The sequence below is a fragment of the Ruegeria sp. G2 genome (assembly GCF_056533505.1).
Window position 1 is genome coordinate 249000 of sequence record NZ_JBQFON010000005.1, and the last position, 19419, is coordinate 268418.

Consider the following 19419-nt stretch of genomic DNA (forward strand, 5'->3'; position numbering starts at 1 on the left):
AATCGCCTCTGGCAGAAGTATTTTGAAAAAGTGAACGTTATTCGCCCCGCGGGAAGCGTTGGCTTTCTTCAACGTCGTTTAGATCCATGTGATTGCGCATGTAGCGTTCGGATGCTTTCTGCAGCGGCTGGTAATCCCACGGGTAATAACCGCCTTGCCGCAGCGCTTCGTAAACTACCCACCGACGGGCCTGACTGGCCCTTACATCGGAATCAAATCGCTCAAGGTCCCAACGCGCCTCGGATTTGGCGCGTAAGGACTGCAGGGTGCCCGCGTGCTCGGGTTGGCTCGCCAGGTTTTTCAGCTCGTGAGGGTCCTCTTCAAGATCAAAAAGCTGGTCCGGGTCCAATGCGCAGCGATTGTACTTCCACTTTCCATACCGAAGCGAAACCAAAGGCGCGTAGGAGGCTTCTGCCGCGTATTCCATCGCGACAGGCGCTGTTCGTTCATTGCCCTTCGCCAAAGGCACAAGGTCTTCGCCATCAGTCCACGGAGCGATTTCGGCCATATCTACGCCGGCGAGCGCCCCAAGTGTTGGTGTGACATCGATCGTTGATACCGGTGTATCGATCCGGCCAGTGGGAAGATCGGGCGACGAAATCATCAAGGGCACTCGCGAGGACCCCTCGAAGAAAGTCATCTTGAACCACAATCCACGCTCGCCCAACATGTCGCCATGGTCCGAGACAAAGAGGATGATGGCCTCTTGCCGCGTGGATTCCAGCACTTCCAATATCTCGCCGATCTTGTCGTCCAGATAAGAGATGTTGGCGAAATAGGCGCGGCGGGATTTGCGGATATCATCGGTCTTTATGTCGAAACTGCGCCAGTCATTTGCATCAAAAATACGCTTGGAATGCGGGTCCTGATTGTCATAGCCCAAATCCGAGATCTGTGGCTCAAGATGCTCACAATCCTCATACAGATCCCAATATTTACGACGCGCCACGTACGGATCGTGTGGGTGCGTGAAGCTGACGGTTACACACCAAGGGCGTTCATCTTTGCCACGCGCCAGATCATACAATTTGGCCTTGGCGTAATAGGCAACTTCGTCGTCATATTCCATCTGGTTGGATATTTCGGCAACGCCTGCCCCGGTGACTGATCCCATATTGTGATACCACCAGTCGATACGCTCACCGGGTTTACGATAGTCCGGTGTCCAGCCGAAATCGGCTGGATAGATGTCGGTGGTTAGGCGATCCTCGAACCCATGCAACTGGTCGGGACCAACAAAGTGCATCTTACCTGATAGACAAGTGTAATACCCAGCCCGGCGAAGATGGTGCGCATAGGTTGGAATATCGCTGCGGAATTCAGCCGCATTATCATAGACGCCTGTCCGCGAGGGTAACTGGCCAGACATAAAGCTGGCCCGCCCCGGCGCGCACAGTGGCGACGCCGTGTATGTATTCGCGAAGCGCGTTGATTTTGCCGCCAGTTTTTTCAGGTTTGGCGCATGCAACCATTCCGCGGGACCGTCGGGGAAGAGGGTCCCGTTGAGCTGATCCACCATCAGGATCAGAATATTCGGCTTTGTCATTTTTCGGCCTCTAGGAAAACTCTCATAACCCGCAGCGCATGGTTCACGGCCAACTGCGGCTCTTGCGGGGCGTTCAAAGCAGCGTGGATGTACAGCCCATCGATCAGAGCAATCATGTCTTCGGCGGCTTCGGTCGGATCGCGCATTAGCGGGCGTAACGCGTGGATGAGATTCGAGCGGATACGGGCCTGATAGATTTGCCAAAGTCTAAGCGCGTCATCGTTGGTTTGCGCCAGAACATAAAAGGTCATCCATGCTGCAATCACGTCCGGCGTGAAACAGGATGGCGCAAAACAGGCGCGGATGATGGCCTGCGCACGTTCTTCAGGCTTGGCGGAACCAAGCTGGGTGCGCGCTTCTGCTCCGAAATCCGAAAGGATACGGCGCATAGCAGCAAGGAATATCTGCTCTTTCCCACCGAAATAGTGATGGGCCAATGCGCTGGACATTCCCGCACGCTTGGCGATTTGGCTGACGGTCACATCGAGGGATTTTTGTACGCCAAGTTCGGCAATCGTCGCCTTTACGATCGCATCCCGCCGGATCGGCTCCATTCCGAGTTTTGGCATCTTCGCCTCTCTACCCTGCTTGAGTGTAAGAGAAGCTAAGCGCTTTATATTGACTCGTCAATCAATAACGACTCTGGGCGGGTGTTTCTGAACCCTGGAGCGGGGTCGGCGGAGTAGCTTTGCCCTTACTAAGTATCGCCTCGCGCCACGTGATGAAACTGACGGCTGCCAGGATCAGAGAGCCTCCGACAACAACCCATATGTCGACACTCTCATGGAAAACCAATGTGCCAAGCAACGTCGCCCAAATCAACTGCAGGAATGTCACGGGCTGAGTCACGGCTACCGGAGCAGCTTGCAACGCGAGCGTCATGAAATAGTGCCCAGCCGTGGCAAAGCTGGCAACGACAAGCAGAATGCCCAAATCACGCATGGAAGGTGGCTGCCATACGGCGACAGCAAAAGGGATCAAGACAATCGTGACCCAGATAGAAAGATGCGCAACTACTGCCGATGGGCGAATATCACGCACCATAACTTTAGCCAGCAGATACGAACCTCCAAGTGCCAAGGCCGTACCCAACATCGCCAGATGTCCCGGCGATACCTCGCGAAATCCGGGTCTCAGTACGATGACAACCCCAACAATCGCAACACCGATTGCTGCGATTCGACGAATAGCGAGCCGCTCTCCCAGGAAAAGCGCGGCACCCAGAGTTACATAGATCGGCGTCATGTAATTCATTGCCGTTACTTCGGCCAGCGGAATGCGTGTCATGGCATAGAACCAGAGCATAACCGCTATCGCGTGAATCACGCCCCGCAAGCCAAACAGGGTCAAGTTACGAGTGGACAGCGGCGTTCCAATCAGCGCACGCCACGCGGGAATAAGAAAAACCAGCCCAAAAACATACCGCAAAAATGCGGCCTGAATTGGATCCATACTGGTCCCGAGCACTTTCACCAGAGCATTCATGCCCACAAAAGACAGACCTGCTGAAAGCATCCAGAACATGCCGACAAGCGGGCGCTGCTGATCGTTGGGTGAAGTCATACCGACGGTTGAACACCGTTTTCTGATCGGGAACAACCCTTCACATGATAACAAGTTTCATCGCAATACCCAGCATCACGATGCCGATCAGTACGTCGAGTATTTGCCATGCACGCGGACGCGCAAAGATCGGTGAAAGAATGCGCGCACCATATCCCAGTGAGAAGAAGAACACGAAGCTTGAGGATACTGCACCAATAGCAAACCCCATTCGGTCATCGTATTGGGCAGAAATCGATCCGATCAATACCACCGTATCCAGATACACATGAGGGTTAAGCCATGTGAAGGCCAATACGGTCAACATAGCCGCGCGCAAACTGGTACGCTGCCCTGCATCGGTGTCCAACATTGCGCCACCCCGCCAGGCGGACTGGAAACTGCGCAAAGCATACCATGTCAGAAAGATCCCGCCCCCATAGCGCATTACCGTTTCAAACCACGGTGCGGCCTGCGCCAGCGTGCCAAATCCGGCTACCCCAGCCGCAATTAGAATTGCATCCGAAACCGCGCAGGTCAGGCAGAGAGGAAAGACATGCTCGCGTCGTAGCCCCTGACGCAGAACAAAAGCGTTCTGAGCGCCAATCGCCAAGATAAGGCTGAAGCTAAGGGCAAATCCTGCGATCATTGATGGGAACATGCGACCTCCTGTTGTTGGCCGTTGACTATAGCCATCCCGAGGCCCTATCAAATTAATGTTTGTAACCTGAATTAAGAAAATCTAATGCTCCTGGATCCGCATCATCTTTCAGCGCTGTCTGCAATATTGCGCCATGGAAGCTTTGATGCGGCAGCAGCTGAATTGTCTGTGACCCCCTCCGCAATCTCTCAACGCATCAAGGCTTTGGAAGATCGTGTTGGAGCCGCTCTGATACATCGCGGTTCCCCTTGCACCGGAACACCTGCTGGCTTGCGGATTGCGCGTCATGCCGAAGATATTGGCCTGCTTGAAGCAAAGCTCGCACGAGAGCTGACCATGGATGAGCGCGAAGGCCCTACCCGCGTGCGGATCGCTCTTCCCGCCGACATTCTGGCAACATGGTTTATCGACGCTATGGCGCAGGCTGGCGATTTATTGTTCGATCTGGTGATTGACGATCAGGATCACTCGGCCGAATGGCTGAGGCGCGGCGAGGTCAGCGCGGCGATTACCGTCGGTGGACAAGCCGTCACTGGATGCGATTCATTTGCGCTGGGCGCGTTGCGCTATCTGCCAACCGCCAGCCCCGCGTTCATGGACCGCTGGTTCAGCGATGGCGTATCGGCAAACTCGTTGTCGCTGGCACCTTGTCTGACTTTCAATAGCAAAGACAATTTGCAGAAAATCTGGATCAGTAAACAGATAGGACGTCGGCTTGCGCCACCGACGCAATTTATGCCTTCCACAAACGGCTTTGTTGAGGCAGCGATTGCAGGCTTGGGCTGGGGGATGAACCCTGAAAGCCTTGCGCGCCCTGCAATTGTAAAAGGTCAACTCTGCGAGGTTATTCCCGGCGCGCCATTGGATGTGGAACTGACCTGGCAGATCGGGCGGGTGCTTGCCCCTGCCCTTGCACCGTTGACCAAGGCAGTTCGTCGTGTTGCAGCCCAGGCGCTCATCACAACAGACTGACCTTATGCCTGCGTATTCGCCTTCTGTTGCGGCTGCGCAATTCGGTAACAGGAAAACGCTGCCCAAATACTGACAAGCACGATGAACACAATAGCTGATGCAACCTCGTGCATATGGGCAACTGCGGCCAACGCAGCCGATAATGCAACGGCCGTTAACCGACACATAGACTTGATGGCTGCAGCGCCCTGAATACGTTGTTCTTTGGGGGCAATGTCCAGAAAATAGAGCTTCCGCGCGCTTGATATTCCGGTTGTTGCGACCGAGACGACAAACAATGCAATCGCGTGCAGATGAACTTCGTGGTCAATGTGGGCATAGTGGAAGGCCAGCAGAACGATCCCGGTTGCTGCGACCATCAGGTTGCCCGAGACCATCACCGCGCGGTGAGACTTCATGTTCACCAACTGCCACAACGGCGCCGAAACCAGATACCCGGATGCGGACGAAATGATCATGGCCGTCAGCCCCTTTGCAGAAGTATGGTGTGCCTCTGCAGCGATAAGCGCAAAGAACGGGACCGACAGCGATACAACAACCAAAGGAAGCCGCATCGCCATATAACGACGGAACCAAGGGTATTCGAACATTTCAACGATGCCGGAAATAATACTCCGCAGCGATTGACGGCCGGAAATCTTGATGTTTCCATCTTCAGGTTTTTCGGGGGCACTCTCTGCCATTCCGAGAATGCACAGCGCAGAAAACAGGAAGAACGAAACCGATGCTGCGATTACAGCAGAATGTCGCGAAAATGGCGGATATTCTTTTGTGATCTCGTGGATCAATAACACCAATCCGATCGCGCAAAGACCACCGGCACCCAATTGGAGATATCGGATAATCATGCGAGATTTCGATTTCAGATGATCACCGAACAGATCGGACAACATCAAGGATTGGCTCTCTTCAATCAGTCCGATCAGGAAAAACGCCGCAACAAAGGCGATTGCGGTCAGTGTAACGCTGCCGGTCGCCGCGATGGCCAAGGCCATCAAAAGGCAGCCGCCCAATCCTATTTCGGTCAGGGCGATACCGCGTTTCTTGCGAACCTGCGCCGCGATAGGACGCGCCAGAACGAGGTCAGAAATCATACTGCCCGACATGCGAATAGAAACTAATGCCGCCGCAAGGAACATCGGCAGCTCTAACGAGATCGCAAGAAAGGGCAAAACAACAGAGGGGCTGCCCAGAGTCCACGCAACTTGTGACAGGATGCTCTGGCCAGCTATGACCGGCACATTTCTTCGGGCAGGATCGGTCGTGTTCGTCGCCATTTCTTGGTCTGCGTAGTGCGCCTATGGTTACTTATTCAGATTTTTCAGCCTCATTGATCTGATCATAAATGCAAGGACCTTAGGGACCAAAGTTTCTGTTAGGCGTAGCCCTGCAACAGAAAAACCCGGCCAAAGGCCGGGTTCTAATTAACCAACGATTGCCCGACGCGTCAGAGCTGGGCCATGACCTCGTCTGTCGCCTCAAAATTGGTCGTAACCCGCTGGACGTCGTCATCGTCTTCCAATGCATCCACCAATTTCATCAGTTTCTGCATATCTTCCAGACCCAATTCGGTCGTGGTTGTGGGTTTCCAGACCAGCTTGGTGGATTCGGATTCGCCTAGCGCGGTCTCTAGCGCATTCGATACATCGTTCAGATCTGTATCAGCGCACCAGATGATGTGACCATCTTCCGAGCTTTCGACATCCTCGGCCCCGGCCTCGATCGCGGCTTCAAAGATCGTATCCGCATCGCCAGCATCCGCCTGATAGACAACTTCACCCTTGCGGTCGAACATGAACCCAACCGAGCCGGTTTCACCCAGATTGCCCCCATTCTTCGAAAACGTCGAACGCACGGTCGATGCGGTGCGGTTGCGATTGTCCGTCATCGTCTCGACGATCACGGCCACACCATTTGGGCCATAGCCCTCGTACCGGATTTCTTCGTATTCATCCCCTTCGCCCGCAACAGATTTCTTGATGGCCCGGTCGATCACGTCCTTGGGAACCGAGTTCGACTTGGCCTCTTTTACCGCCAGACGCAGACGCGGGTTCTTGTCGGGATCGGGGTCGCCCATCTTGGCGGCAACGGTGATCTCTTTCGACAGTTTGGAAAACAGTTTGGACCGCGCGGCGTCCTGACGTCCCTTGCGGTGCTGGATATTGGCCCATTTGGAATGGCCTGCCATGGTGCGTCCTCGTCATTCGTGATTGCGTGTTCGGCGCTCATATAGACGTTTGCGGGGGGCAGGATCAAGAGAGCGGCTTGCCCTGCCTTCGCCCTTGGCTATGGTGGCGATATGACGACAGATCAGATTATTCTTTTTTCCCTTTTCATTGCCGTATTTGGAATGCTGCTTTGGGGGCGGTTTCGATATGACCTCGTCGCCTTCACTGCCCTTATGATTGCAGTGACGCTGGGCGTTGTCCCGGTCGAGAACGCCTTCGCCGGGTTTGGCCATCCAGCAACAATTATCGTAGCACTGGTTCTTGTGGTCTCTGCGGGTCTGGTTCGGTCGGGCGCGGTGTTCCTGATTACACGGACACTGGTTGATGCCTCGCGCAGTCTGGGCGCGCATATCGCGCTGATGGGCGGGATCGGCGCTGTTCTGTCCGCTTTTATGAACAACGTTGCCGCGCTGGCGTTGCTAATGCCAGTCGACATCCAAACCGCTCGCAAGGCGGGGCGTTCGGTGGGTCTTAGCCTGATGCCGCTAAGCTTTGCCACCATTCTTGGAGGCATGGCCACGCTCATCGGCACGCCGCCCAATATCATTATCGCCTCAATCCGCGCCGAAACTCTGGGCGAGCCATTTCGGATGTTCGACTTTGCCCCGGTTGGCGGGATCGCAGCCATCGCCGGTCTGGCCTTTGTGGCCTTGGTGGGTTGGCGATTGATCCCCAATCGTGGCGTCCAGGAAGAAGCATCGGAAGTTCTGGCCGAGTACATCGCCGAACTGACCGTCCCGCCTGAGTCACCCCATATCGGCAAGCGCGTTAGCGAGCTTTATGAGGCGGCAGAGAAATCCGACGTCGCCATCATCGGCCTGATCCGGGATGGCAAGCGGCGCTATGGCAGGTCCACCCACACCACTTTGCGGGAAGGTGACGCGCTTGTGCTTGAAGCCCGACCCGAAGCGTTGGACGAATTCCGCGCTGCGCTTAATCTCGATTTTTCAGACACAAGGCGGCAAGAGGTGTTGACTGCCGAGGGCGACGGGCTTGAGGTGATCGAGGTCGTTGCCCCCGAAAGCGCCCGCATCACCGGACGCACCGCGCAGGCACTGGGGTTGGCCTGGCGACAGAGCACGGTGCTGATGGGGATTTCTCGTCAGGGCCGTCGCATCACGGAACAAGTCCGGAAGACCGAAGTTGAGGCGGGTGACATCCTGCTTCTGCTCTGCCCGCGCGACCGGGGCGCGGACGTGACCGAGTGGCTCGGCTGTTTGCCCTTGGCAGCACGCGGCTTGAACGTCACTGCCAACGACAAAGCGTGGCTCGCCATCAGCCTATTCGCAACAGCCGTACTGGCCGCTAGCATCGGGCTGATCTATCTTCCCATCTCTTTGGGTCTGGTCGTTGTGGCCTATGTGCTTACCAAGATCATGCCGATTGCGGATATCTACAATCACATTGAGTGGCCGGTGGTGGTATTGCTGGGTTCGATGATCCCGCTGGGAAGCGCATTGGAAACATCCGGCGGCACTGAACTGATAGCGAACGCACTGATCCAGTTGACAAACGGTCTGCCCGCATGGGCGATCCTGACTGTGCTGATGGTGGTCACCATGACCCTGTCGGACGTACTCAACAACACGGCCACCGCAATTGTTGCAGCCCCCGTCGGGATACAGATGGCGCGCACGCTTGAGGTCTCGCCCGATCCATTCCTGATGACAGTGGCCGTGGCAGCCTCGGCGGCATTCCTCACACCGATTGGTCATAAGAACAACACGTTGGTGCTGGGTCCCGGAGGCTATCATTTCGGGGATTATTGGCGCATGGGCCTACCGCTAGAGATATTGATCATCGCCGTATCAATCCCCTCGATCCTTGTGTTCTGGCCGCTTTGACGGGTAAAGGCAGCGCATGAAACGCTTTCTTATCCTGCAACTCCGCCCAGAAACCGATGCTTCGGATGCCGAGTACGCCTCAATTCTGGACAAAACCGGCCTTGAACCTTCGCAAACCCACCGCATCCGGCTGGATTGCGAAGACCTGCCCGCAGGGCTGGACGTTACCGACTACGCCGGTGTGATCGTCGGCGGAGGCCCGGGTTGCGTCAGCGACGATCCGGCAAGAAAATCTACTTTGGATGCCAAGATCGAGGGCGCGATCATGGGGCTGATGCCGCAGATCACAGCACAGGACCACCCGTTCATGGGCTGCTGCTACGGCCTGGGAATTCTCGCGGCGCATCTGGGCGGTGATGTCAGCAAACGGCAATTCGGCGAACCGGTTGGACCATCGGATTGCGAACTGACCGAAGATGGCGCACAGGATCCTCTGACCGCTGGCCTAGTTCCGCAGTTTGAAGCCTTTGTCGGCCATAAAGAGGCCGTGCAATCCCTGCCAGAAGGCTGCGTGCATCTAGTCGCCTCGGACCCCTGCCCGATCCAGATGATCCGCTGGGGACAAAATGTCTATGCCACTCAGTTCCACCCCGAAGCGGATGCCAAGGACTTTGAACAGCGGATTAACATCTACAAAGATCACGGGTATTTCCCGCCCGAAGATGCACAACGCCTGATCGAAATCTGCCACGCGGCGGACGTTACACAACCTGGGGAAATCCTGCGACGGTTCGCCGAACGCTACGGGTGACCCAACGGCGTTATTGCCTGATTAACACCCCCTCGCATAGGCTGGCCCGAATGACTTTGGGAGGAGTTGTTCTTGGACCTGCTCATAAATGTTGGCCTGCCGCTTTCGCTGGCCATTATCATGCTGTCGCTCGGGATCGGGCTTGAGGCCGCTGATTTTCGCCGAGTTTTTACCCGCGGATACCCATTCACCATAGGTGCGATCAGTCAGGTTGTGTTGATACCACTGGCTGCCTTCACAACCGTCACGATGTTCGGGCTACCCGCTGAGATTGCCGTTGGCGTGATGCTTCTAAGCTTTTGTCCCGGCGGCGTAACCAGCAACATCCTTGCAAAGTTTGCCAAAGGCGACGTTGCGCTATCAGTCAGCCTGACGGCTGTGATCAGCTTGTTGTCAATTGTGACAGTTCCTATTCTGGCCGCTTGGTCCATCGATTACTTCATGGGTGAGACCGCTCCGGAAGTATCGATTGGCGCCCTTGCTACCGCATTGTTTCTGATCACAACGTTGCCTGTCGCGATAGGCGTTAGTATTCGCCACTTTGCTAAAGAGTTCGCAGTTAGGATCGATAACCCTTTGTCCACGCTTGCCTCGATCCTGTTCGTGCTGATCGTTCTGGCAGCGCTGGCCGGAAATTGGCAGTTCTTCATTGAGAACCTCAGCTCGATCGGGGCCGCGTTGATCGCGCTGAACATCGCACTGCTACTAATTGGGCTTGGACTGGCGCGGATCGCCAAGCTGACATGGGAAGAGGCGAAAACCATTTCGGTCGAAACAGGCATACAGAATTCGGCGATGGGAATTACGTTGGCGGCACTGATCACAGGCACCACAACGGGCTTCAGTCCGCTTGCCGTTCCGGCCGCGGTTTATGGTATTACGATGTATGTGGTCGTGACCCCCTTTATCCTTTGGTTCCGCAACCGCTGAAAGGAGATCAGATGGCTGATAATACAGCAGACGCGATTGTCGTCGGCGGCGGACTTGCCGGTCTGGCTGCCGCGGCAGAGCTGGGGGATCGCGGTAAGCGTGTGATTATTGTGGATCAGGAGCCGGAACACTTCCTTGGCGGGCAGGCGTTTTGGAGCCTTGGCGGTCTGTTCATGGTCGATACCCCGGAACAGCGTCGCATGGGTATTCGCGACAGCTACGATCTGGCACTGCGCGACTGGATGGGCAGCGCTCAGTTCGACCGTGATGAGGACAATTGGCCCCGCAAGTGGGCGGATGCCTATGTCGAGTTTGCGGCAGGTGAAATGCGTCCGTGGTTGTATGACATGGGGTTGCGCTGGTTTCCGGTCGTGGGATGGGCCGAACGCGGTGGGTCCTACGCCAATGGTCATGGCAACTCGGTCCCGCGCTTTCATATCACGTGGGGCACGGGCCCGGGAGTGTTGGAACATTTTATCAGACGTGTGCAGGATCATGTCAGTGCCGGTCTAATCCAATTGAAGTTCCGCCACCAAGTCAGCCATATCATTATGCAAAATGGCACAGCCAAGGGCGTATCCGGAGAGGTCCTAGCCGATGATAGCGTCCAGAGGGGTGGCAAGACCAATCGGGACGAGGTCGGCGAGTTCGAAGTCTACGCGCCTTCGGTCATCGTTACCTCCGGCGGGATCGGTGGGAACTTCGAAATGGTGCGAAAAAACTGGCCCACAAACCGATTGGGTGAACCACCCAAAGACATGATCGCTGGCGTGCCCTTTCATGTCGATGGCCGTATGATCCCGATCAGCGAGAAAGCAGGCGGCCATGTGATCAACGGTGATCGAATGTGGCACTATACGGAAGGCGTGCGCAATTGGGATCCGATCTGGCCCGCGCACGGAATTCGCATCCTGCCCGGTCCAAGCTCGATGTGGTTTGACGCATGCGGCAATCGTCTGCAACCCCCTTGTCTGCCGGGCTTCGATACGCTGGGCACGCTGCGCGAAATCTTGAAGACGGGTTATGAATACAGTTGGTTCGTTCTGACCCAGAAAGTGATCAAGAAGGAATTTGCCCTCTCCGGGTCCGAGCAGAACCCGGACTTCACTTCGGGCAGCTGGAAAGAGGTTATTCAACAGCGCATTTTATCCGGCTCAAAGGCAACTGGCCCGGTCGAAGCTTTCAAGGAAAAGGGTGAGGATTTCGTTGTTGCCAACACGCTGACGGAATTGGTCAGTGGCATGAACCAATTGGGCGGCGGACTGATTGACGAAGCGTATTTGCGCACGCAAATCGAGGCGCGGGATTCTCAGATCGACAACCCATTCTCGAAAGACGCTCAGATGATGGCTATCCATGCCGCGCGCAATTACCGGGGCGATAGGTTGATCCGCACCGCCAAGCCACACAAATTCCTCGATCCGTCAAATGGCCCTTTAATTGCAGTTAAATTGCATGTTCTGACTCGCAAAACGCTTGGTGGGTTGCAGACCAATCTCGACAGTCAGATGATTGGCGCAGACGGCCAAGTCGTCCCCGGCCTGTTTGCAGCCGGAGAGGTCGCGGGCTTTGGCGGTGGCGGTTACCACGGATACAACGCGCTGGAGGGCACGTTTCTGGGCGGTTGCATCTTCTCGGGCCGCAATGCGGGACGGTCCCGCGCCGTGGCCTGATTACTGGTTGCGCACAAACTTCAGGACAGGTTCGCCTGCGGCGTCGAGCATAACCAGACTGTCACCGGCAACCGCATAAGTGGTTACACTTTGCAAAGCGGCTAGAAATTGATCTTCAATCTCTTCCATTTCTGGTGGGCACGCCATCAAAGTGGCAGCCATATTCTCAGGAAATTCTATGCTATTGCCGATGATTTCGGCTTGTCCGGTAAACCGATTGCAACCGCCTGTACCGCCGAACGCTCCGCCTTGAGCAAATGAAAGCTGTGGCGGGCGCTTTGCGTCCAACACCTCTCCATCTATTCCGATGGCCACCCATTCAGTCCCTTCTAGTGTCGCGGCGCTCTGATCGTGCGCCTGCACCAGTATCAGGTCTGCGGAATTGCCTTCTCCGTTGGTCAACACCGGGTGAATCGTATCGGTCGTAAACAGCAGCTCCTCTCCACGATAGATCGCACCCCGGACCGCGTAGGTCATTCCTTCGCGGATCAGCGCATCATCAAACGACAACTCAAATTCTGATGGCACGCCGTTCAGAGCGTAGCGCTGCGCTGCCAGTGTCACTGCAGCCGCGTCCGCCCGCGAGATATCCTGCAGTTCGACATACAGTGTTGCATCCGGTGGCAGAGCGATCCGTTCACGATATGTCGCTGTGCCTGTCACCGATCCGGCGTGGCTCTGGCTGCCCAGCAAAGCCAATACAACTGCTCCGGCCACAATGGCCTGTCCGAGTTTTGGAAAAGGCATGATCCTATCCTCTCTCATTCGTCTTTGAGAAAAAGATTGTGGCTGGATTGCCATTTACAAGGGCAACACATTCAAGTCGGCGAAACTGTGCCAGTCTCAGAGTGGCCAGATGAACGGGATCAAGAGTGAGGCCAACAAACCAACCGTCAGGTTTAACGGCACACCAACCTTTAGAAAATCGGTGAACCTGTACCCGCCCGGCCCGTACACCATCATGTTGGTCTGATAACCGATGGGCGTCGCAAACGAAGCCGACGCCGCCACCATCACCGCAACGACCAATGGGCGTGGATCGATGCCAACTGCCTGCGCCAACGAGATTGCAATTGGTGTTACCACCACTGCAACTGCATTGTTTGAAACCAATTCGGTCAATACCGAGGTTAGCAAATACACAGCCCAAATGATAAGGAAGGGCGGCAACATGCCCAGCGCGGGTGCGATCGCCTCGACAATCAGCGTCACAGCGCCAGATTTATCGAGCGCCGCGCCGATTGCGAGCATTGAGAAGATCAGCGCCAGCAATCTGCCTTCGACAAAGGAAAACGCCTCATCCGCATCGATACAGCGGGACAGCAGGACCACCGCAACAGCCAGTATAGACAAAAGCAGAATTGGAGCGACGCCCAGCGCAGCCAACGCAACGATTCCCACCAATGATCCAATGGCAATGGGTGCGTGACTGCGACGGAAGGCACGTGCCGAGGGCTGTGTCACATCAACCATGTCCATATCTGCTGCCAGCCTTTGAATATCACCGGGTGAGCCTTCAAGCAGCAGTGTATCCCCCACGCGTACAGTTAGAGCATCCAACTGGCGCCCGATATTCTGGTTTCGGCGATGCACAGCCAAAACGTAGACACCGTACCGACGACGCAAACGCATCGCACCCAATGTTCGCCCAACCATACGGCAACCCGGTGTAATCAGAACTTCGACCGTCTTGGTTTCAACTGCCGAGACCTGATCAACCCTCTTTAATTCCTTATTGCTTTGCAGGCTCAACAACTCAGTCATCTCGGTGCGGAGAACCACTCTGTCACCCACTTTCAGCGTGACACCTTTTAGGTTCCGACGTAACGACTCATCACCCCGAACCACGTCGATCAGCCGCACACCTTGGCGTTTGAACAGTTGAACCCCCGTTACTTCGCGGTCGATCAAGTTGCTTTCGGGTGGGATGACCGCCTCAGTAAAGAACTTCATCTTGGATCGGTCACTCAGCATTTCGGCCATGCTGTCGCGCTCTGGCAACAAACGCGGCGCTATGAAGCGCAGATAAACCATGCCGTAGATAACCAGAGCTATGCCCAGTGGGGTGACCTCAAATATCGTGAAGGCCGTCATGCCCTGCGCACGCGCGACGCCATCAACCAGAAGGTTGGTTGAGGTGCCGATCAGGGTCAACGTTCCCCCAAGAATTGCCGCATAGCTAAGCGGAATCAACAGTTTGGACGCCGAAACGTTCAGTGTGCGAGCGATTTGAATAAAGACCGGGATCATCACGACGACAACAGGTGTGTTCGACACCACCGCAGATGCGATGACGACAAACCCCATCAACAAACCGATGGCTATACGCGGATTAACCTGCGCCTGCTTTTGCGCCACAGATGTGAACGCATCAAGCGCCCCTGTTCGCACCAAAGCCCCCATGATGATGAACATGGCACCGATGGTCCATGGCGCAGGGTTAGACAGTACCGCAAGCGCGCTTTGATAGGGCAGTATACCCGTTGCAAGCATCAGGGCCACGCCGCCAATGGCGACAACTTCGGTCGGATAGACCTCGCGCAGGAACATGATGAACATCCCTGCAACAATCATCAGCGCCAGAATTGCGCTACCCGTTTCTGTCAGTTGAAGGAATTGCATTCTTGGTATTCTGTCCGAAACCTGATCTGGCACACGCGCCTATCAGCCAGTTTCACGCATTGCATGCCACAGGGCAAGCCTGACATGTGACTTAGGGGCCTGCCTGCTGCAAACGCCCACCAACGCGGACCATCTGCACAGTTTTTGCGCTTCCGTCGCGATCATCGGTTTCGACATACACACCGCTCAGCGTTGCCTCGCCATTGGCGGGTGTGAACCGGGCTTTGGGCATACCGGTGATGAAACGACGCATAGGTTCTTGTTTGTCCATACCAATGACCGAGTCATAGTCCCCGCACATTCCGGCATCGGTCAAGTATCCTGTCCCGCCAGTCAAAATCTGCGCGTCCGCCGTCGGCACATGGGTGTGCGTGCCCACCACAAGGCTGGCGCGTTTGTCGCAATAGTGGCCCATCGCCATCTTTTCAGACGTCGCCTCGCAATGCATATCGACGATAATCGCCTGCGCCTGCCCACCGCGAGGGTGGGATTTCAGAATTGGTTCGATAGCTGAGAACGGATCATCGAACGGACGCTTCATAAATACTTGCCCCAGTACCTGCACCACCAGCACCTTGCGTCCACCCGGCGCCGTGAACAGCCGATGACCTCGCCCAGGTGCCCCTTTGGCATAGTTCACCGGGCGCACAATGCGCGGCTCTTTCTCGATGAACTGCAACATGTCTTTCTGATCGAACGCATGGTCGCCCAAAGTGATGCAATCGGCACCGGCGTCCAAAAGCAGCTTGGCGTGATCACCACCGAGCCCCATGCCATTGGAAGCATTCTCGCCGTTAACCACGACGAAATCCAACCGCCACTCCTCGCGCAAACGCGGCAGGTGCTGTTGAACGGCGGCGCGACCCGAGCGCCCCATGACGTCGCCAAGAAATAATATCCTCATGCCATCCGTCCTAAGTGTGGTGCAACACAAGCACAAGTGATTAAACTGTCACCATAAACCGCAAATAATATTGGTTAGGAGAAACTTATGACCCGCCATCTTATTATTGTTACCCTGCTCGCCACCCTCGCCGCGTGCGATCAGCCAGCCGGGCAATCAACTGAACTGGCAAACCCGGCGGCGACTTTTTGCATCGAACGGGGCGGCACGTACAATATTCAGGATGGCGACGGCGGCCAAACCGGGATCTGCACCCTGCCAGACGGAACCAAACAGGATGCCTGGGACTATTTCCGTGCTGAGCACACGGGCTAGGCCGAAAACGTCAGCACGCGGCTTTCTGTGATAACCATATCCAGAGGTTGGTCCGTCGGCTCAAGCGGCAGCTCCTCCGCCTCTTGCGCATCGAAGGCAAACCCGATCGCCAATGTCGGGCGCTTGCCGCGCAACACCTCTAGCGTGCGATCATAGAAGCCACCGCCATATCCCAGACGACCACCCTGAGCATCAAACGCAACCAACGGCACAATCAGGATTTCGGGATCAAAATAATCGTCGATCTCGGGCACCTTCGCACCAAATGGTCCGTCTTTCAGCGCGCCTTCCGGAGTCCAACGCGAAAATCGCAGCGGCTTCTCGGCGGCCTGAATGACGGGTACGCCGACGGCCCCGTAAGCGGCTGCTTCGGCCATTGCCGGCAATGGGTCGATCTCGGTTCGGATGGGCATGTAGCCTGAGATGGGAACACCTCGGTGCCCGGCCAAAACCTCGGACAAACGTCCTGCAGCACCCGGTAGGCGCGTGTCAAACGCCGCCTTTCGACGCGCAAAGGCCGCCTTTCGGGCAGCGGCTTTGATTTCAGTCAGATCGGTTGTGTCGGTCACAGTAGCACCATGCTGGCAAGCCCCAGAAATATGAAGAACCCCATCACGTCCGTCGTCGTTGTCACAAAGGTTCCCGATGCCAGCGCAGGGTCGATCCCCAGACGATCCAGCACCACCGGTACTACCGTACCTGCAAAGCCCGCGATGATCATGTTCACGACCAGCGCCGATCCAATCACGACACCCAGCAACGGAGAATCAAACCACATCATCCCAACAGTTCCCAACACGATGGCAAAGCATAAACCGTTGAGCATCCCAACCAGTAATTCGCGGCGGATCACGCGCCACACATTCGAACTCGTCAGGTCACGTGTCGCCAGCGCGCGTACAGCCACTGTCAGTGATTGAGTTCCAGCGTTGCCTCCCATTGAGGCAACAATCGGCATCAGGATTGCGAGTGCAACAAGCTGATCGATTGCGGCCTCAAACTGCGAAATGACCAGCGAACCACAAATCGCGGTGATCAGATTGACACCGAGCCATGGCAAGCGCCGTTTACTGGTTGCCGCTACGCTATCGGACAAAGAGCTTTCGTCCGAGACACCAGCCAGACGCATCATGTCTTCTTCATATTCTTCATCCAACACCACCATCGCGTCATCAATGGTAATGACGCCAACCAACCGCCCATCCGTATCCACAACCGGGGCCGAGATCAGATGGTATTGGTTGAACGCATAGGCCACATCCTCTTCGTCCTGATCGACAGGGATGGTGTGGAATTCTTCCTCGGCGAGGTCATGCAAGGGCACCTCTCGCCGGGTCGCCATCAGCTTTCCCAGTGTAACCTGCGCAACGGGCTTCAGCCGCGGGTCAACAAGGACGACATGATAGAACTGTTCTGGCAGATCATCATTGGCCCGCATGAAATCAATGGCCTGCCCCACCGTCCAGTGCTCGGGCGCCATGACGACTTCACGCTGCATAAGACGACCGGCGGAATTTTCAGGGTAGGACAACGCCTGCTCAGCGGCGACTCGTTCGGAGTCTTCAAGCGCATCTAGGATCGTCTCTTGTTGCGGCTCTTCGAGATCCTCGAGCAGATCAACGACATCGTCGCTTTCCATGTCCCGAACAGCTTCGGCCAAGACATCCGGCTTCAGAACATCGATCACTTCTTCCCGGACAGCTTCATCCAGTTCTGAAAGAATATCCCCGTCAAATTCCTTATCGTACAACCGGATCAGGCTCGCCCGGTCAAAGGGGCTGATCTGTTCCAGAAGGTCGGCAATATCAGCCGCATGTAGCGGCTCCATGAGCTCGATCAGCTTGGCGCGATCTTCGACCTCCACCGCATAGAGGATGGCTCCGACGGTTCGCGGGTCGAGCGCATAGGCGTCCTCGTCCTGGGGCTGATCGGGTCTGGCTTCGTCACTGCCTGTCGTCATGCGCTGCCCCTTTTTTCCTGCCGATTGACCCTAGATAGAAGAAGCAGCTACCGGAAAACAATGACAATGGTCCAATTTACCCACATCTTTTGCATCCCTATGCTGGATAGCGGCCCCAAACAGGCGGAGAACACAGCAGATGGCGCAAAAGACGCTTTTGAAGGGACGCGTGCTCAGCTTCAACGGATCACCGTTCGAAGGCGAACCCACAGACGCGACCGAACTACACGAAGCCGTATTGATAGAAGATGGTCGCATCGCAGCATTGGGATCCGCGACCGATCTTTCTGTCGCGCACCCCGAGGCCAAAGTTAAGGATTATGGCGACAAGCTTATTTTGGCGGGCTTTGTGGATCCGCACGTTCACTATCCGCAAACCGCGATGATTGCGAGTTGGGGCAAGCGGCTGATCGACTGGCTCAACAGCTACACGTTCCCGGAAGAGATGAAGTTCAGCGATCCCGACTATGCCGCTGAAATTGCAAATAGATACCTCGATTTAACGGCAGCACACGGCACTACGACAATGTGCAGCTTTTGCACTATTCATCCTGAGAGTGTTGATGCGTTTTTCTCGGCAGCCAAGGCGCGAAGTCAACGGGTTGTCGCCGGCAAAACCTGCATGGATCGAAATGCACCCGAGGGGCTGCGTGACACCGCACAGACCGGGTATGACCAGTCCAAGTCACTGCTTGAAAAGTGGCACGGGGTGGATCGCATATCCTACGCCATTACACCGCGTTTCTCGCCGACATCGACACCAGATCAGTTAGAGGCCATGGGCGCACTTTGGGCGGAGCATCCCGAATGCCTGATGCAAACCCATCTCAGCGAACAAACCGACGAAATTGAATGGGTGCGCTCTCTGTTCCCTGAGGCGCGCGACTATTTGGATACATATGAGCAGTTTGGATTGTTGGGTGGAAACGGTCTCTACGGTCACGTGATCCATCTGGAGGATCGCGAACGTGACCGCTTGCGCGAGGTAGATGCAGCTCTGATCCACTGCCCCACGTCCAATACGTTTATCGGTTCTGGTCTGTTCGACATGAACGGCCTGATCCGCGAGGGGCACCGGGTTGGTCTTGCCACCGATACAGGCGGTGGTTCCAGCTTTTCGATGCTGCGCACAATGGCCGCAGCGTACGAAATTGGTCAACTGCGGGGTCGTCCGCTACATCCTTCGCAATTGCTTTGGCTTGGAACGGTTGGATCAGCTCAAACTTTGCGGATGGATGATCGTATCGGCAATATTGCGGTGGGTATGGAGGCGGATCTGGTGGTATTGGACCTTGCCTCGACTCCGGCCATCGCCCAACGCGAAGCACATGCTGATGATCTTTGGGAAGCGGTGTTCCCGACCATAATGATGGGGGATGATCGGGCTGTTGCCGAGGTCTGGATCGCCGGGCGAGCTGTTTCTAATTAATAGGAATGGGCCTGTGGCCCATGCCTCCGGCGGGGATATTTT

18 protein-coding genes are annotated in these 19419 nt (G+C 55.8%); 7 read left to right on the forward strand and 11 right to left on the reverse strand.

Annotated elements, in window-relative coordinates; translation table 11 throughout:
• Window positions 1-37 precede the first annotated feature (37 nt).
• The 4 genes from betC to ACR0DU_RS11780 all read right to left on the reverse strand — a co-directional run bounded on the left by betC (window position 38) and on the right by ACR0DU_RS11780 (window position 3749).
• Complete coding sequence (betC, locus tag ACR0DU_RS11765; RefSeq protein ID WP_480874740.1) at window positions 38-1546, reverse strand: choline-sulfatase; 1509 nt, start codon at window positions 1544-1546, stop codon at window positions 38-40.
• Window positions 1543-2115 (reverse strand): choline-binding transcriptional repressor BetI, encoded by a 573-nt coding sequence (betI, locus tag ACR0DU_RS11770; RefSeq protein WP_480874743.1) that lies wholly within the window; start codon window positions 2113-2115, stop codon window positions 1543-1545. The genes betC and betI overlap by 4 nt, the downstream gene beginning before the upstream one ends.
• Before the next feature lie 61 nt (window positions 2116-2176).
• The gene (locus ACR0DU_RS11775) at window positions 2177-3109 is read right to left on the reverse strand and encodes a DMT family transporter (RefSeq protein WP_480874746.1); all 933 of its coding nucleotides are present in this window, start codon (window positions 3107-3109) and stop codon (window positions 2177-2179) included.
• 40 nt (window positions 3110-3149) lie between these two features.
• Window positions 3150-3749: a LysE/ArgO family amino acid transporter gene (locus ACR0DU_RS11780; RefSeq protein WP_480874749.1), complete on the reverse strand. Its 600-nt coding sequence runs from the start codon at window positions 3747-3749 to the stop codon at window positions 3150-3152.
• 84 nt (window positions 3750-3833) lie between these two features.
• Between ACR0DU_RS11780 and ACR0DU_RS11785 the strand changes: the two genes are divergently transcribed.
• Window positions 3834-4721, forward strand: coding sequence for a LysR family transcriptional regulator ArgP (locus ACR0DU_RS11785; RefSeq protein ID WP_480874750.1), 888 nt, complete (start codon window positions 3834-3836; stop codon window positions 4719-4721).
• A 2-nt stretch (window positions 4722-4723) separates the two neighbouring features.
• On the opposite strand, the gene ACR0DU_RS11790 is transcribed toward ACR0DU_RS11785, so the two are convergent.
• Window positions 4724-5998, reverse strand: a complete 1275-nt coding sequence (locus ACR0DU_RS11790) for an MFS transporter (protein ID WP_480874752.1) — start codon at window positions 5996-5998, stop codon at window positions 4724-4726.
• Between the two features lie 170 nt (window positions 5999-6168).
• Window positions 6169-6909 (reverse strand): YebC/PmpR family DNA-binding transcriptional regulator, encoded by a 741-nt coding sequence (locus tag ACR0DU_RS11795; protein ID WP_010441922.1) that lies wholly within the window; start codon window positions 6907-6909, stop codon window positions 6169-6171.
• A gap of 111 nt (window positions 6910-7020) precedes the next feature.
• On the opposite strand from ACR0DU_RS11795, the gene ACR0DU_RS11800 reads away from it, so the two are divergent.
• The 4 genes from ACR0DU_RS11800 to ACR0DU_RS11815 all read left to right on the forward strand — a co-directional run bounded on the left by ACR0DU_RS11800 (window position 7021) and on the right by ACR0DU_RS11815 (window position 12147).
• A complete protein-coding gene (locus tag ACR0DU_RS11800) occupies window positions 7021-8793 on the forward strand; it encodes an SLC13 family permease (RefSeq protein ID WP_480874754.1) in 1773 nt (590 codons plus the stop codon).
• 16 nt (window positions 8794-8809) lie between these two features.
• Window positions 8810-9544: a glutamine amidotransferase gene (locus ACR0DU_RS11805; RefSeq protein WP_480874756.1), complete on the forward strand. Its 735-nt coding sequence runs from the start codon at window positions 8810-8812 to the stop codon at window positions 9542-9544.
• Window positions 9545-9616: 72 nt separating this feature from the next.
• Complete coding sequence (locus ACR0DU_RS11810) at window positions 9617-10474, forward strand: bile acid:sodium symporter family protein (RefSeq protein ID WP_480874757.1); 858 nt, start codon at window positions 9617-9619, stop codon at window positions 10472-10474.
• A gap of 11 nt (window positions 10475-10485) precedes the next feature.
• Entirely contained in the window at window positions 10486-12147 is a 1662-nt protein-coding gene (locus tag ACR0DU_RS11815; RefSeq protein ID WP_480874759.1) for an FAD-binding dehydrogenase, read from the forward strand.
• Here ACR0DU_RS11815 and ACR0DU_RS11820 read toward each other — a convergent pair whose 3' ends face one another.
• The 3 genes from ACR0DU_RS11820 to ACR0DU_RS11830 form a co-directional block, all read right to left on the reverse strand.
• Window positions 12148-12894 carry a YbaY family lipoprotein gene (locus ACR0DU_RS11820; RefSeq protein WP_480653366.1) on the reverse strand — a complete coding sequence of 249 codons (747 nt, stop codon included), beginning with the start codon at window positions 12892-12894 and terminating at the stop codon, window positions 12148-12150. It lies immediately after the preceding gene.
• Between the two features lie 96 nt (window positions 12895-12990).
• Window positions 12991-14769 carry an SLC13 family permease gene (locus ACR0DU_RS11825; protein ID WP_170772943.1) on the reverse strand — a complete coding sequence of 593 codons (1779 nt, stop codon included), beginning with the start codon at window positions 14767-14769 and terminating at the stop codon, window positions 12991-12993.
• 91 nt (window positions 14770-14860) lie between these two features.
• Window positions 14861-15673 (reverse strand): TIGR00282 family metallophosphoesterase, encoded by an 813-nt coding sequence (locus tag ACR0DU_RS11830; RefSeq protein WP_480874763.1) that lies wholly within the window; start codon window positions 15671-15673, stop codon window positions 14861-14863.
• Window positions 15674-15760: 87 nt separating this feature from the next.
• Here ACR0DU_RS11830 and ACR0DU_RS11835 point away from each other — a divergent pair, with 87 nt between their 5' ends.
• Window positions 15761-15988: a putative hemolysin gene (locus ACR0DU_RS11835; RefSeq protein WP_010441914.1), complete on the forward strand. Its 228-nt coding sequence runs from the start codon at window positions 15761-15763 to the stop codon at window positions 15986-15988.
• On the opposite strand, the gene ACR0DU_RS11840 is transcribed toward ACR0DU_RS11835, so the two are convergent.
• A complete protein-coding gene (locus ACR0DU_RS11840) occupies window positions 15985-16557 on the reverse strand; it encodes a 5-formyltetrahydrofolate cyclo-ligase (RefSeq protein WP_170779674.1) in 573 nt (190 codons plus the stop codon). The two genes, ACR0DU_RS11835 and ACR0DU_RS11840, sit on opposite strands and share 4 nt — an antisense overlap.
• Window positions 16554-17948, reverse strand: a complete 1395-nt coding sequence (gene mgtE / locus ACR0DU_RS11845) for a magnesium transporter (protein WP_170779672.1) — start codon at window positions 17946-17948, stop codon at window positions 16554-16556. The genes ACR0DU_RS11840 and mgtE overlap by 4 nt, the downstream gene beginning before the upstream one ends.
• Window positions 17949-18087: 139 nt before the next feature.
• Between mgtE and guaD the strand changes: the two genes are divergently transcribed.
• Window positions 18088-19377 (forward strand): guanine deaminase, encoded by a 1290-nt coding sequence (gene guaD / locus ACR0DU_RS11850; RefSeq protein WP_170779670.1) that lies wholly within the window; start codon window positions 18088-18090, stop codon window positions 19375-19377.
• The last annotated feature ends 42 nt before the right edge of the window (window positions 19378-19419 follow it).

Excerpts from the sequence above, each read along its gene's own strand:
- ACR0DU_RS11795 (WP_010441922.1), bottom strand. The coding sequence starts at position 6,909 with ATGGCAGGCCATTCCAAATGGGCCAATATCCAGCACCGCAAGGGACGT.
- ACR0DU_RS11805 (WP_480874756.1), top strand. The coding sequence starts at position 8,810 with ATGAAACGCTTTCTTATCCTGCAACTCCGCCCAGAAACCGATGCTTCG.
- ACR0DU_RS11775 (WP_480874746.1), bottom strand. The coding sequence starts at position 3,109 with ATGACTTCACCCAACGATCAGCAGCGCCCGCTTGTCGGCATGTTCTGG.
- ACR0DU_RS11800 (WP_480874754.1), top strand. The coding sequence starts at position 7,021 with ATGACGACAGATCAGATTATTCTTTTTTCCCTTTTCATTGCCGTATTT.
- ACR0DU_RS11835 (WP_010441914.1), top strand. The coding sequence starts at position 15,761 with ATGACCCGCCATCTTATTATTGTTACCCTGCTCGCCACCCTCGCCGCG.
- betC (WP_480874740.1), bottom strand. The coding sequence starts at position 1,546 with ATGACAAAGCCGAATATTCTGATCCTGATGGTGGATCAGCTCAACGGG.
- ACR0DU_RS11785 (WP_480874750.1), top strand. The coding sequence starts at position 3,834 with ATGCTCCTGGATCCGCATCATCTTTCAGCGCTGTCTGCAATATTGCGC.
- ACR0DU_RS11825 (WP_170772943.1), bottom strand. The coding sequence starts at position 14,769 with ATGCAATTCCTTCAACTGACAGAAACGGGTAGCGCAATTCTGGCGCTG.
- ACR0DU_RS11830 (WP_480874763.1), bottom strand. The coding sequence starts at position 15,673 with ATGAGGATATTATTTCTTGGCGACGTCATGGGGCGCTCGGGTCGCGCC.
- betI (WP_480874743.1), bottom strand. The coding sequence starts at position 2,115 with ATGCCAAAACTCGGAATGGAGCCGATCCGGCGGGATGCGATCGTAAAG.
- ACR0DU_RS11820 (WP_480653366.1), bottom strand. The coding sequence starts at position 12,894 with ATGCCTTTTCCAAAACTCGGACAGGCCATTGTGGCCGGAGCAGTTGTA.
- guaD (WP_170779670.1), top strand. The coding sequence starts at position 18,088 with ATGGCGCAAAAGACGCTTTTGAAGGGACGCGTGCTCAGCTTCAACGGA.
- ACR0DU_RS11790 (WP_480874752.1), bottom strand. The coding sequence starts at position 5,998 with ATGGCGACGAACACGACCGATCCTGCCCGAAGAAATGTGCCGGTCATA.
- ACR0DU_RS11780 (WP_480874749.1), bottom strand. The coding sequence starts at position 3,749 with ATGTTCCCATCAATGATCGCAGGATTTGCCCTTAGCTTCAGCCTTATC.
- ACR0DU_RS11815 (WP_480874759.1), top strand. The coding sequence starts at position 10,486 with ATGGCTGATAATACAGCAGACGCGATTGTCGTCGGCGGCGGACTTGCC.
- mgtE (WP_170779672.1), bottom strand. The coding sequence starts at position 17,948 with ATGACGACAGGCAGTGACGAAGCCAGACCCGATCAGCCCCAGGACGAG.